Annotated in this window: 8 protein-coding genes and 1 pseudogene; 6 read left to right on the top strand and 3 right to left on the bottom strand. The window is 68.8% G+C overall.

Annotation, left to right across the window (positions count from 1 at the left end; all coding sequences use genetic code 11):
- Nucleotides 1–2: 2 nt before the first annotated feature.
- The 3 genes from WA670_RS18730 to WA670_RS18740 all read right to left on the bottom strand — a co-directional run bounded on the left by WA670_RS18730 (nucleotide 3) and on the right by WA670_RS18740 (nucleotide 4,642).
- Complete coding sequence (locus tag WA670_RS18730) at nucleotides 3–2,984, bottom strand: ribonucleoside-diphosphate reductase subunit alpha (protein WP_336158363.1); 2,982 nt, start codon at nucleotides 2,982–2,984, stop codon at nucleotides 3–5.
- Between the two features lie 216 nt (nucleotides 2,985–3,200).
- Nucleotides 3,201–3,812, bottom strand: a complete 612-nt coding sequence (locus WA670_RS18735) for an acetoacetate decarboxylase family protein (RefSeq protein ID WP_238607360.1) — start codon at nucleotides 3,810–3,812, stop codon at nucleotides 3,201–3,203.
- Nucleotides 3,809–4,642, bottom strand: coding sequence for an enoyl-CoA hydratase-related protein (locus WA670_RS18740; RefSeq protein WP_037814748.1), 834 nt, complete (start codon nucleotides 4,640–4,642; stop codon nucleotides 3,809–3,811). Before WA670_RS18740 ends, WA670_RS18735 begins: the two co-directional genes overlap by 4 nt.
- Before the next feature lie 544 nt (nucleotides 4,643–5,186).
- On the opposite strand from WA670_RS18740, the gene WA670_RS18745 reads away from it, so the two are divergent.
- The 6 genes and pseudogenes from WA670_RS18745 (at nucleotide 5,187) to WA670_RS18770 (ending at nucleotide 13,536) form a co-directional block, all read left to right on the top strand.
- On the top strand, nucleotides 5,187–5,978 hold the full coding sequence (locus WA670_RS18745) for a TIGR03084 family metal-binding protein (RefSeq protein ID WP_336158364.1): 792 nt from the start codon (nucleotides 5,187–5,189) through the stop codon (nucleotides 5,976–5,978).
- The gene (locus tag WA670_RS18750; protein WP_336158365.1) at nucleotides 5,975–7,669 is read left to right on the top strand and encodes an acyclic terpene utilization AtuA family protein; all 1,695 of its coding nucleotides are present in this window, start codon (nucleotides 5,975–5,977) and stop codon (nucleotides 7,667–7,669) included. The genes WA670_RS18745 and WA670_RS18750 overlap by 4 nt, the downstream gene beginning before the upstream one ends.
- Nucleotides 7,624–8,817 (top strand): annotated as a pseudogene (locus WA670_RS18755) (acyl-CoA dehydrogenase family protein). Before WA670_RS18750 ends, WA670_RS18755 begins: the two are co-directional and overlap by 46 nt.
- A complete protein-coding gene (locus WA670_RS18760) occupies nucleotides 8,814–10,415 on the top strand; it encodes an acyl-CoA carboxylase subunit beta (RefSeq protein ID WP_051729070.1) in 1,602 nt (533 codons plus the stop codon). Before WA670_RS18755 ends, WA670_RS18760 begins: the two are co-directional and overlap by 4 nt.
- 5 nt (nucleotides 10,416–10,420) lie before the next feature.
- Complete coding sequence (locus WA670_RS18765; RefSeq protein ID WP_238607356.1) at nucleotides 10,421–12,373, top strand: acetyl/propionyl/methylcrotonyl-CoA carboxylase subunit alpha; 1,953 nt, start codon at nucleotides 10,421–10,423, stop codon at nucleotides 12,371–12,373.
- The gene (locus WA670_RS18770) at nucleotides 12,370–13,536 is read left to right on the top strand and encodes an acyl-CoA dehydrogenase family protein (protein WP_078870531.1); all 1,167 of its coding nucleotides are present in this window, start codon (nucleotides 12,370–12,372) and stop codon (nucleotides 13,534–13,536) included. The genes WA670_RS18765 and WA670_RS18770 overlap by 4 nt, the downstream gene beginning before the upstream one ends.
- Nucleotides 13,537–13,758 lie beyond the last annotated feature (222 nt).

A 13,758-nucleotide genomic window follows, 5' to 3' on the forward strand; every position in this document is an offset into this window, starting at 1 on the left:
CCTTACTGGCAGGCTTCGCAGTCGGGGTCGTCGATCCGGCAGGCAGCGCCCTCGGTGGCGACGAAGTCGACGTCGGTCTTCGGCATCTCCTTCGGCTCCGCCGGGACGGCCGCGGCGGGCGACGGCGACGGTGCGGGAGAAGCGGCCGGGACCGCGGCGGACGGCGACGGCGACGGTGCCGGGGAAGGCGCGGCGGCCGGAGCGGCGGCAGCCGGAGCGGCCGGGGCGGGGGTGGCGGAGACGGCGTTCAGCTTGCCGTCGGTGCCGCGCAGGGTGCTCTTCTCCACGTGCGTCGCGGACTGCGCCCGCAGGTAGTACGTGGTCTTGAGGCCCTTGTGCCAGGCGTAGCGGTACAGCTCGTCGAGCTTGCGGCCGCTCGGAGCCGCGATGTACAGGTTCAGCGACTGTGCCTGGTCGATCCACTTCTGCCGCACCGAACCGGCGTCCACGATCCACTTCGACTCGATCTCGAAGGCGGTCGCGTACAGCGCCTTGAGGTCGTGCGGAACGCGGTCGATCTGGCCGAGGCTGCCGTCGAAGTACTTGAGGTCGCTGACCATGACCTCGTCCCACAGGCCGCGCGCCTTGAGGCTCTTGACCAGGTGCGGGTTGACGACGGTGAAGTCGCCGGACATGTTCGACTTGACGTACAGATTCTGGAACAGCGGCTCGATCGACTGGCCGACGCCGGAGATGTTGGAGATCGTCGCGGTCGGCGCGATCGCCATCACGTTCGAGTTGCGCATGCCGACGGTCTTGACGCGCTCGCGCAGCGGGGCCCAGTCCAGCGTCGTGGAGGTGTCGACGTCGAGGCCGTCGCCCTGGCGGGCGTCGATGAGCAGCTGCATCGAGTCGATCGGCAGGATTCCCTTGCTCCACAAGGAACCCTCGAACGTCTGGTACTGGCCGCGCTCCTCGGCGAGGTCGGTCGAGGCCGAGATCGCGTAGTAGGAGAGGTGCTCCATCGACACGTCGGCGAACTTCACCGCGTCGGCGGACGCGAACGGCACGCCCAGCTCGAACAGCGCGTCCTGGAAGCCCATGATGCCCAGGCCGACCGGACGGTGGCGCAGGTTGGAACGGCGCGCCTCCGGGATCGTGTAGAAGTTGATGTCGATCACGTTGTCGAGCATGCGGACCGCGGTGCGCACGGTCTTCTCGAGCCGCTCAGTGTCCAAACCGGACGGAGTGACGTGCTTGAGCAGGTTCACCGAGCCGAGGTTGCAGACCGCGACCTCTTCGGTGTTCGTGTTCAGCGTGATCTCGGTGCACAGGTTGGACGAGTGCACGACGCCGACGTGCTGCTGCGGCGAACGCAGGTTGCACGGGTCCTTGAAGGTGATCCACGGGTGGCCGGTCTCGAACAGCATGGTCAGCATCCGCCGCCACAGCTCGACCGCGCGGACCTTGCGGAACACCTTGATCTCGCCGCGCGCGGCGGCCGCCTCGTACTCGCGGTAGCGCTGCGCGAACGCGTTGCCGTAGAGGTCGTGCAGGTCCGGCGTCTCGTTCGGGGAGAACAGCGTCCACTCGGCGTTCGCCTCGACGCGGCGCAGGAACTCGTCCGGGACCCAGTTGGCGGTGTTCATGTCGTGCGTGCGCCGCCGGTCGTCGCCGGTGTTCTTGCGCAGGTCGAGGAATTCCTCGATGTCGACGTGCCAGGTCTCCAGGTACGCGCACGCCGCGCCCTTGCGCTTGCCGCCCTGGTTGACCGCGACCGCGGTGTCGTTGGCGATCTTCAGGAACGGCACGACGCCCTGGGACTGGCCGTTGGTGCCCTTGATGTGCGCGCCGAGGCCGCGGACCGGGGTCCAGTCGTTGCCGAGGCCGCCCGAGTACTTCGCCAGCAGCGCGTTGTTCTTGTACGCCTGGAAAATCGAGTCCAGGTCGTCGTCCACCGTGGTCAGGAAGCAGGACGACAGCTGGGCGCGGTTGGTGCCGCTGTTGAACAGCGTCGGGGTCGACGCCATGAAGTGGAACGTCGACAGCAGCTCGTAGAACTCGATCGCGCGGGCTTCGCGGTCGTCCTCGCGGATCGCCAGGCCCATCGCGACGCGCATGAAGAACGCCTGCGGCAGCTCGAACCGCACGCCGTTGTGGTGCTGGAAGTACCGGTCGTACAGGGTCTGCAGGCCGAGGAAGCCGAAGTCGAGGTCGCGCTCGGCGTGGATGGCGGCGGTGATCTTGTCCAGGTCGAAGCGCAGCAGTTCGCCGTCGACCAGTTCCAGCTCGACCGCGCGGCGCAGGTAGGCGCGGAAGTACGCCGGGTATTCGGCCGCCATCTCGTCCTGGCTGGCCTGGCGCGGCTGCTGCGCGAGGTAGCTCAGCGCCTCGCCGCGCAGCTTGTCCAGCAGCAGGCGGGCGGACACGAACGAGTAGTTCGGCTCCTGCTCGACGAGCACGCGCGCGGCCATGATCTGCGCGAGCGCCAGTTCGTCGGCGGTGATGCCGTCGTAGAGGTTGCGCTTGGCCTCGGCCAGCACCGGCTCGGCGGAGACGTCCTCGAGCCCGGCGACGGCCTCGCCGACGACGTGCGAAACACGCGCCCAGTCGAGCGGGCGCAGCGTCCCGTCGGCGCCCTTGACGCTCAGCGCGACCTCGGCGGACGCCGGCGCGGCGGCCTCGCGGGCCTTCGTGCGCTCGTCGCGGTAGAGCACGTAGGCGCGGGCGACCTTGTGGTGCTCGCCGCGCATGAGGGCGAGTTCGACCTGGTCCTGGATCTGCTCGATGTGCAGCGCGGTCTCCGGGCCGGTGTGGCGCAGCAGCGCCGCCTCGACCTGCCCGGTCAGCTCCGCGACCACGTGGTGCACGCGGGAGGACGCGGCGGCGTCGCCGCCCTCGACCGCGAGGAAGGCCTTGGTCAGCGCCACCGAGATCTTGCCCGCGTCGAAGGGCGAGACGCTTCCGTCCCGCCGGATGACGCGGACCGCGCTCGGGGCCCCCTCCGCCGCCGACGGCGGCCGCTGACCGGTTTCCACTGACATGCGTGTCTCCAACAGTTCCTCGAAATGGGCGCGTTCGAGCGGCACACGGCCGGTCAAGGCCATGCGCTGCGGTTTCGGCGAAACAGCCCGGCCGCCCTCTTCAAGCGGTCTCCCCGTCGCTGGGGGCTGCCGGTTCCCAGAGACTACATGTTGGGGTGGGGGCTCGCACGGGCCCCAAGGTATGGCGTGTCGGTCTCACCCTGGCGGGTTATCCGATCACCGAGGGCAAGATCCGAAACGGAGCCTCGTGGCACCCAGTGCGGCACTGGCCACGGGCCGTTTCCCGGCGAGATACGCCAGCGGACCGGCCGGGTTGACCGACCAGTCGGCGGCCGCCGCGCGGGGCTTCGAACGCCACTCGACCGGGGTACGCAACGGGCTGCCGTCGCGGTCCTGAGCGATCTCGAAGCGTACCGGGAGCGTGATCGGGAGCCCGACCCGCGGGGTGAAGGCGGCGGTGGCGATCCAGTCGTCGGAGGTCGCCGCGGTGAAGGTGCGTCCGCCGGTGAAGGCGAAGGACGCGAGGTCCTTCGGGATGCCCCACAACTCGCGCCCGCCCGCGCGCGAGACCTCGCTGTCGACCCAGATGTCGGTGATCGACGCGGCGAGCCCGCGGCCGCGCACGGCGACGCAGGAGAGGAGTTCGTGGTAGCTCAGCTGACCGGACGGCAGGTAGTCGATCCAGGCGGTGAAGACGGCGGCCTGCTTGCCCAGGAGCAGCGGTTCGGTGCCGGCGGGCAAGGCGGGCAGCTCGTCGACGGGGACTCGCCACATCGACACGCACGCGTCGGCGGCGAGGTGCCACGGTTCGGGCGGGTACTCGGTCATTCGTCGATCCATGGCAGGTAAGGCGGCAGATCGCGGTCCACGCGCAAGGGGAACTCCGGCGGGCGTTTCTGGAAGAACGAGGCGATGCCCTCGACAGCGTCCGGGTTTGAGCCCAGCTGGGAGATGAGCTTCGAGTCCACCTGGTGGACGTCGAACGGAGACGGGGCCGAGGCCATCCGGTAGAGCAGCTGCCGGGTGACCGCTACCGCGACCGGCGCGGTCGTTTCGGCGATCTCCCTCGCCTTGGCTTGGGCTTGGGCGAGGACGTCCCCGGGGGCGTGGATCTGGTGGACGAGTCCGGCCTGGAGTGCCTCGTCGGGTCCGAAGAGCCGTCCGCTGACCATCCAGTCGACGGCCGCGCCCATCCCGACGAGGCGGGGGAGGAACCACGCGGACGCGCCTTCGGGGTAGATGCCGCGGCGGGTGAAGACGAAGCCGAACTTGGAGTCGGTGGAGGCGAACCGGTAGTCGCAGGACAGCGTGATGGTGATGCCCGCGCCGACGGACGCCCCGCGCAACGCGGCGAGCACGGGTTTGTTCATCGTGAAGATCCGCTTCGACACACGGCCGGCCGGTTCCTGCCAGTCGTCCGGCGGACGGTCGCCGAAGTCGAAGCCGCCGGAGGAGAGGTCGGCCCCGACGGAGAAATCCTTGCCGGTGGTGCCGAGCACGACCGCGCGGACGTCCTCGTCCCGGTCGGCGCGGTCGAGGGCGTGGGCGAGTTCGTCGGCCATCCGGATCGTGTAGCCGTTGCGGGCTTCGGGCCGGTCGAGCAGGACGGTCGCGACCTTGGCGGCGACCTCGTAGGCGATCTCCGCGTAGGAGTCCATGGGAGGACGGTAGGGGGCTTGTTTTCGCGGTGTCAATAGCGGTGGGGTCCGCCTCGTCGCCTGGCGGCGACATCGGCCTCGTTGGTTGCGTGGGGCACCCCGAAGCCAAGTGTGCTGACGGTTTGGGGGTGCTTGTCAAGGCGGGAAAGATGCCTTGACAAGCACCCCCAAACCGCAGGGGAGCTTCGTGTCGGGGTGCGGGGGAGGGGCTGGGTGCCTCGATCGTTGGGTGCACCGGTGCGGTTGGGGTGGGGTGGGGGCTTGCGCCCCAATGCGGCATTGGGTGCGTGGGATGCACCGAATGTGGCAATTGGGTGCGTCGCGGTCCGTGAAGGGCTCCTTGAGGGAATCTGGGTCCGGAAAGGGGTCCGTCACGACCGGGTGGCGGGTCGTGAGGGGAACCCTGACGGAATCAGAGTCAATGAGGGTGGCCCTCACGGACCCGGTGCCGGAGCAAAACAATCATGCGCGCTTGATTTTTCCGGGGCCAGGGTCCACGCTGGGTCCGCACGAGGTGGTGCGGCGGACGCAGGGAGGCGCAGGAATGGCTGATCTCGCGGGGATCCTCCGGGATCTCGCGGCCGAATCGCAGGCGGTCGACGACCTGGTCGCCGGGTTGCCCGCCGGGGAATGGGCGCGGCCGACGCCCGCGCCCGGCTGGAGCATCGCGCATCAGGTGGCGCATCTGGCGTGGACCGACGGCAAATCGCTGATCTCCGCGAGCAGGCCGGAGGACTGGCAGTCCGAGGTCGAAAACCTGTTGAGCATCGGCGAGAACTACGTCGACCAGGGTGCCGAGGACGGGGCTCAGCTCCCGCCGGACGAGCTGCTGGCGCAGTGGCGCGCGGGACGGGCCGCCCTCGCCGAGGCGCTCGCCGCGGTTCCGGACGGGCAGAAGCTGCCGTGGTACGGCCCGCCGATGAGCGCGGCTTCCATGGCGACCGCGCGGATGATGGAGACCTGGGCGCACGGCCAGGACATCGCCGACGCGCTCGGCGTCACCCGCGAACCCGCCGAACGGCTGTGGCACATCGCCCGGTTCGGCACGCGCACGCGCGATTTCGCGTACAAACTCCACTCGCTCGCGCCGCCGACCGAGGAATTCCGGGTCGAGCTGACCGCGCCGGACGGCAGCACGTGGGCGTTCGGGCCGGAGGACGCGGAGCAGCGGCTGACCGGCAGCGCGCTCGACTTCTGCCTGGTCGCGACGCAGCGGCGGCATCCGGCGGACACTGATCTGGTCGCGACCGGCGCGGACGTCGAGGAATGGCTGGGCATCGCGCAGGCGTTCGCCGGGCCGCCCGGGGCGGGGCGCAAGCCGGGGCAGTTCGCGTGAGCGCGCCGTTGCGCGTCGGGAACGCGTCCGGGTTTTACGGCGACCGGTTCTCCGCCGTGCGGGAAATGCTGACCGGCGGCCCGCTCGACGTCCTGACCGGCGATTACCTCGCCGAGCTGACCATGCTCATTCTCGGCCGCGACCGGATGAAGGACCCGGCGCGCGGCTACGCCAAGACGTTTCTCCGGCAGATGGAGGAAAACCTCGGCCTGGCGAAGGAGAAGGGCGTCCGGATCGTCGCGAACGCGGGCGGGCTCAACCCGGCGGGGCTGGCCGACGCGTTGCGCGAACTGGCTGAGAAGCTCGGTCTCGAGGTCCGCGTCGCGCACGTCGAGGGCGACGACCTGATCGCGCGAGCGGACGAGTTCGGCTTCGAGAAACCGTTGACTGCCAACGCTTATCTCGGAGCGTGGGGCATCGCGGAGTGCCTTAAGGCTGGGGCCGACATCGTGGTGACCGGGCGCGTTACGGACGCGTCGGTGATCGTCGGACCGGCGGCGGCGCACTTCGGCTGGGCCCGCGACGACTACGACGCGCTCGCCGGAGCGGTCGCGGCGGGACACGTCATCGAGTGCGGCGCGCAGGCGACCGGCGGGAACTACTCGTTCTTCCGGGAACAGCCGATCGGCCTGCCAGGGTTCCCTCTGGCGGAGATCCACGCGGACGGTTCCAGTGTGATCACGAAGCATCCGGGCACGGGCGGCGTGGTCAATAAAGGGACTGTGACGGCGCAGCTGCTGTACGAAATCACCGGTGCGCGGTACGCGAATCCTGATGTGACGGCGCGGTTCGACACGTTGTCGTTGTCGGACGACGGACCGGACCGGGTGCGGATCAGCGGGGTTCGCGGGGAAGCGCCACCGCCGACGTTGAAGGTGTGTCTCAACCGGCTCGGCGGCTTCCGGAACGAGACGACGTTCGTCCTTACTGGACTGGACATCGAAGAAAAAGCCGCGCTGGTACAGGAACAGCTGGAAGGCGCGCTGGCGAAGCGTCCGCCAGCCGACGTCCGGTGGACGCTCGCGCGCACCGATCACGCGGATGCCGACACCGAGGAACGCGCCAGCGCGCTGCTGCATGTCGCGGTGAAGGACAATGATCCGAAGATCGCCGGACGTGCGTTCAGCGGAGCGGCGATCGAGCTGGCGCTCGCGAGCTACCCGGGATTCCATGTGACCGCACCGCCCTCGGACGCTTCGCCGTTCGGGGTGTATTCGGCGGCCTTTGTGGACGCTGCTGCGGTTCCGCATGTCGCGGTGCTGCCGGACGGGTCCAAGGTGGACATCGCGCCCGCTGCCGAGACGGTTTCCTTGTCCGAAGTGGACGAACCGGCACTGCCGGAACCGTTTCAGGCGAACAAGGTGCGGCGCGTTCCGCTCGGGCTCGTCGCCGGGGCGCGCAGCGGCGACAAGGGCGGCAACGCGAACCTCGGCGTGTGGGTGCGGTCCGAGGAGGCGTGGCGCTGGCTCGTGCACCGGCTGACGGTCGGGGAATTCCGCCGTCTGCTGCCGGAAACCGAAGGACTGCCGGTCACCCGGCATCTGCTGCCGAACCTGTGGGCGATGAACTTCGTGGTCGAGGGCATTCTCGGCGACGGCGTCGCTTCGCAGGCCAGGTTCGATCCCCAGGCGAAGGCGCTCGGCGAATGGCTGCGGGCGCGCGAACTCGACGTCCCGGAGGCGCTGCTGTGACCGTGGATCCGTTCCGCACGCCGGAACGCACCGAACTGCGCGCGACGGTGCGCCGGTTCGTGGAGAAGGACGTGCTGCCGCACCTGGACGACTGGGAGCGGGCCGGGGAACTGCCGCGCGACCTGCATCGCAAGGCGGGAGAGTTGGGCCTGCTCGGGGTCGCGTTCCCCGAATCCGCGGGCGGCGGCGACGGCAATTACCTCGACGCGCTCGTGGTCGCCGAGGAAATGCACTACGCGGGCGGGTCCGGCGGGCTGTTCGCGTCGCTGTTCACCTGCGGGATCGCGGTGCCGCACATCGTCGAGGCCGGCGACCCGGTGCAGATCGAACGGTGGGTGCGGCCGACGCTCGAAGGCGAGAAGATCGGCTCGCTGGCGGTCACCGAACCGGACGGCGGTTCCGACGTCGCCGGGATCCGCACCACTGCGGTGCGCGAGGGCGACGAGTACGTGATCAACGGGGCGAAAACGTTCATCACTTCCGGCTGTCGCGCGGATTTTGTGACCACTGTGGTCCGAACCGGTGAAGCGGGCGCGCACGGGCTTTCGCTGATCGTGGTCGAGCGCGGAACACCAGGGTTCACGGTGTCGCGCAAGCTGGAGAAGATGGGCTGGGCGGCTTCGGACACCGCGGAACTGTCTTATGTGGACGTCCGGGTTCCGGCGGAGAACTTGGTCGGCGCGGAGAACAGCGGCTTCGCTCAGGTGGCCACGCAGTTCGTCACCGAACGGCTTTCGCTGGCGGTACAGGCATATGCGCACGCGCAGCGGGCACTGGATTTGACGCTGGACTGGTGTCGGATGCGCGAGACGTTCGGGCGTCCGCTGATCTCGCGGCAGCTGGTGCAGCACAAACTCACCGAGATGGCCTGCAAGGTCGACGTCGCGCGGACGTACGCCCGGCAGGTCGCGCTCCGGCACGTGTCCGGCGAAGAAGTGATCGCCGAGGCGTGCTTCGCGAAGAACACCGCGGTGCAGACCGCCGAATGGGTCGTGAACGAGGCGGTGTAATTGCACGGCGGGCTCGGCTACATGCGCGAGTCCGAAGTGGAACGGCACTACCGCGACGTCCGCATTCTCGGCATCGGCGGCGGCACCACCGAAATCCTCACCGGACTGGCCGCGAAGCGATTGGGATACACCGCATGACCACTATCAGGTCCACAGTGGACACCCGGGCCGACGAGTTCGCCGCGAACCGCGAGGCGATGCTGGAGAAGCTCGCGGAGATCGACGCCGAACAGGCGAAAGCGGTCGCCGGCGGCGGGGAAAAGTACGTCGAACGGCACCGCAAGCGCGGGAAGTTGCTGGCGCGCGAGCGGATCGAATTGCTGCTGGACGAGGACTCGCCGTTCCTGGAGCTGTCGCCGCTGGCCGCGTGGGGTTCGGACTACAAGGTCGGCGCGAGCGTGATCACCGGGATCGGCGTCGTGGAAGGCGTCGAATGCCTGATCTCGGCGAGCGACCCGACGGTCAAGGGCGGCGCGAGCAACCCGTGGACGACGAAGAAGTCGTTCCGGGCGGCGGACATCGCGGCGCAGAACCGGCTTCCGGTGATCAACCTGGTCGAGTCCGGCGGCGCGGATCTTCCGACGCAGAAGGAGATCTTCATCCCGGGCGGCCGCGTCTTCCGCGACCTGACGCGGTCCTCGGCGGCGAAGGTGCCGACCGTCGCGCTGGTGTTCGGCAACTCCACCGCGGGCGGCGCGTATCTGCCCGGCATGTCCGACTACGTCGTGATGGTGAAGGAACGCGCGAAGGTGTTCCTCGGCGGGCCGCCGCTGGTCAAGATGGCGACCGGCGAGGAATCCGACGACGAATCCCTCGGCGGCGCGGAAATGCACGCCCGGACGTCCGGGCTCGCCGATTACCTCGCGGTCGACGAGGAGGACGCGATCCGGCTCGGCCGCAGCATCATCAAGCGGCTCAACTGGACCAAACAGGGGCCGACGCCCAAACCGGACTACGCCGAACCGCTGTTCGACGCCGAAGACCTGCTCGGCATCGTGCCGACCGACCTGAAGATCCCGTTCGACCCGCGCGAGGTGATCGCGCGCGTCGTGGACGGTTCTGACTTCGACGAGTTCAAGCCGCTGTACGGGCCGAGCCTGGTCACCGGATGGGCGAGCATCCACGGGTATCCGGTGGGAATCCTGGCCAACGCCCAGGGCGTGCTGTTCGGGGAGGAATCGCAGAAGGCCGCGCAGTTCATCCAGCTGGCCAACCAGATCGACACGCCGCTGGTGTTCCTGCACAACACGACCGGCTACATGGTCGGCAAGGAATACGAGCAGAGCGGCATCATCAAGCACGGTGCGCTGATGATCAACGCGGTGTCGAACTCGAAGGTGCCGCACCTGTCCGTCCTCATGGGAGCGTCCTACGGCGCCGGGCACTACGGGATGTGCGGCCGGGCCTACGACCCGCGGTTCCTGTTCGCCTGGCCGAGCGCGAAATCCGCGGTGATGGGGCCGGCGCAGCTGGCCGGCGTGCTGTCCATTGTGGCCCGTGCCGCGGCGGCGAGCCGGGGACAGGAGTACAGCGAGGAAAACGACGCCGCGATGCGCGCCATGGTGGAAAACCAGATCGAGGCGGAATCGATGCCGATGTTCCTCTCCGGCATGCTTTACGACGACGGCATCATCGACCCGCGCGACACCCGCACGGTGCTCGGGCTGAGCCTGTCGGCGATCCACAACGGACCAGTGAAGGGCGTCGAAGGCGGCTTCGGCGTCTTCCGGATGTGAGGGCCATGATCCAGAATCTGCTGGTCGCCAACCGGGGCGAAATCGCCCGCCGTGTGTTCCGCAGCTGCCGGGACGCCGGAATCGGCACTGTCGCGGTGTTTTCCGACGCGGACGCCGACGCGCCGCACGCGCGGGAAGCCGACGTCGCCGTCCGGCTGCCGGGCAACGCACCGGGCGAGACCTATCTGCGCGGCGAACTGATCGTCAAAGCCGCGGCGGACGCCGGTGCCGACGCGATCCACCCCGGATACGGCTTCCTGTCCGAGAACGCCGGGTTTGCCCGGGCAGTGCTCGACGCCGGGCTGACCTGGGTCGGCCCGCCGCCCGCGGCGATCGAGACGATGGGTTCCAAAGTGGAGTCCAAGCGGCTGATGGCTGCCGCCGGGGTTCCAGTGCTGTCCGAATTGGACCCGTCCTCGGTGACCGATGCCGATCTTCCGTTGCTGGTCAAGGCTTCAGCTGGCGGCGGCGGTCGCGGCATGCGCGTGGTCCGCTCGCTGGACGAGCTGGCTGAGGCGGTTGAGAGTGCTCGCGCGGAGGCGGGATCGGCGTTCGGCGACCCGACGGTGTTCTGCGAGCGGTATCTCGAAACCGGACGGCACATCGAGGTCCAGGTGCTCGCCGACTCGCACGGCACCGTCTGGGCGGTGGGGGAGCGGGAGTGCTCCATCCAGCGGCGGCACCAGAAGGTGGTCGAAGAAGCGCCATCGCCCTTTGTGGACGATGCCATGCGGGCGGAGTTGTTCGACGCGGCACGCAAGGCCGCGCAGGCGATCGACTACGTCGGCGCGGGAACGGTCGAATTCCTCGCTGGCCCGGACGGTCGGTTTTACTTCCTGGAGATGAACACGCGGCTGCAGGTCGAGCATCCGGTGACGGAGAACGTCACCGGACTGGATCTGGTGGCGTTGCAGCTTTCGGTGGCCGAAGGCGGTCGGTTGTCTGCCGAACCGCCTGCTGCTAATGGGCATTCGATCGAAGTCCGGCTGTATGCCGAAGACCCGTCGGCCGGATGGCAGCCGCAGAGCGGGACGCTGCGCACGTTCGAAGTGTCCGGAGTGGACCGCGAATTCGTCCACGGCACCGGGCTGCGCCTCGATTCCGGCGTGGAGTCCGGCTCGGTGATCGGTGTGCACTACGACCCGATGCTGGCGAAGATCATCACGTGGGCTCCTACGCGGGCGGAAGCAGCGCGTCGGCTCGCCGGTGCCTTGGCAGGCGCGAAGATCCACGGTGTGGTGACCAATCGCGACCTGCTGGTCCGGATCCTGCGCCACGAAGCTTTCCTTGCCGGAGAAACGGATACCGCGTTCTTCGACCGGCACGGACTGGACACTTTGGCCGCGCCACTGGCCACTGTGGACACCGAACGCTGGTCCGCGCTGGCCGCCGCCCTGGCCGATGCTGCGGGGAACCGGGCCTCCGCGACCACTCTGGGACGGCTGCCCAGCGGTTGGCGCAACGTCCGTTCCGGTGGCCAGCGCAAGGTATTCGCCAAGGGAGACAACCGTTACGAGGTCGTCTACTCGCTGACCCGCGACGGCCTGCGTGCCGAGGGTTACGACGACGTCGCCTTGGTCGCCGCGACGCCGGACCAGGTGGTCCTCGACATCGCCGGAGTGCGCCGGACCTTCGCCGTCGCCAGGCACGGCGCGGTGTCCTATGTGGATTCACCATTGGGTTCGGTGACATTGACCGCCGAGCCGCGGTTCGCCGACCCCGATTCGGCACTGGCCGCGGGTTCACTGCTCGCGCCGATGCCGGGCACAGTCGTGCGGCTCGCAGTGTCCGCAGGGGACAGTGTGCGGGCGGGCGATCCGTTGCTGTGGCTGGAAGCGATGAAGATGGAACACCGGATCTCGGCCCCGGCGGACGGCGTGGTCGCCGAACTGCCGGTCGAGGTCGGGCAACAGGTCGAGGTAGGCGCGGTGCTGGCTGTGGTGGGAGAGACCGAATGAACGCGATGAACTTCGTCGAGCCCGAAGAGCGGGTGGCGCTGCGGAAGGCCGCGGCCGATCTGGCGGGCAAGTACGGGCACGACTATTACGCGAAAAAGGCCCGCGCGGGCGAGAAGACCGACGAACTGTGGAACGAGGCCGGACGGCTCGGCTACCTGGGCGTGAACCTGCCGGAGGAATACGGCGGCGGGGGAGCCGGGATCGCGGATCTCGCCGCGGTGCTGGAGGAATTCGCGGCCGCGGGCTCGCCGCTGCTGCTGATGGTGGTGTCGCCGGCGATCGTCGGGACGGTGCTGTCGCGCTTCGGCACGCCGGACCAGAAGAAGCAGTGGCTGCCCGGAATGTCGGACGGCAGCAAGAAAATCGTCTTCGCGATCACCGAACCGGACGCCGGTTCCAACTCGCACAAGATCACGACGACCGCCCGTCGCGACGGCGGCGACTGGGTGCTGTCCGGGCGCAAGGTGTTCATCTCGGGCGTCGACGAGGCGGACGCGGTGCTCGTCGTGGGCCGCACCGAGGACGCGAAGACCGGTCGCCTGAAGCCCGCGCTGTTCGTGGTGCCGACGGACGCGCCCGGGTTCGAGTTCACGAAAATCGACATGGACATCGTCGCGCCGGAAAACCAGTTCTCGCTGTTCCTCGACGACGTGCGGTTGCCCGCGGAAGCCCTGGTGGGCGAGGAGGACGCGGCGATCGCGCAGCTGTTCGCGGGCCTGAACCCGGAACGCATCATGGGCGCGTCGTTCTCGCTGGGCACCGCGAGGTACGCCCTGGACAAGGCGGTCGGCTACGCCAACGAACGGCAGGTGTGGGGCGCGCCGATCGGGTCGCACCAGGGGCTCGCGCATCCGCTCGCGCAGGTGAAAATCGAGCTTGAGCTGGCGAAACTGATGACGCAGAAGGCCGCCTCGCTGTACGACGCGGGCGACGATTTCGCCTCCGGGGAGTCCGCGAACATGGCGAAATACGCGGCGGCGGAGGTCGCGATCCGCGCGGTCGACCAGGCAGTGCAAACCCACGGCGGAAACGGGCTGGCGACCGAATACGGCCTGGGAACCCTGGTGACGGCCGTGCGCCTGGGCCGGATCGCGCCGGTGAGCCGCGAGATGGTGCTGAATTTCGTGGGGCAGCACAGCCTCGGGCTGCCGAAGTCGTACTGAGCAAGGGTGAAGTCATGAGGTGCGTCGGCGATCGGGTGCCCGGCCGTGGAGTGCGGCCGGGTCCCCGGTGCGGGCCTGGTCTGAGGTCCGGGAGGGGAGCAGAGTCCCGCAGGGCTCCCGTCACGGACTTCTGCCGGAGCGGGCTGGGACTGATGCTTCACGAGCCGCAGCAGGATCGCAGTCGTACCACTCGGCGTGTGTCTGGCTCGAGGTCCGGGTGCG

It is taken from the genome of Amycolatopsis sp. VC5-11, from assembly GCF_037034185.1.
Classification (GTDB): Bacteria; Actinomycetota; Actinomycetes; order Mycobacteriales; family Pseudonocardiaceae; genus Amycolatopsis; species Amycolatopsis nivea.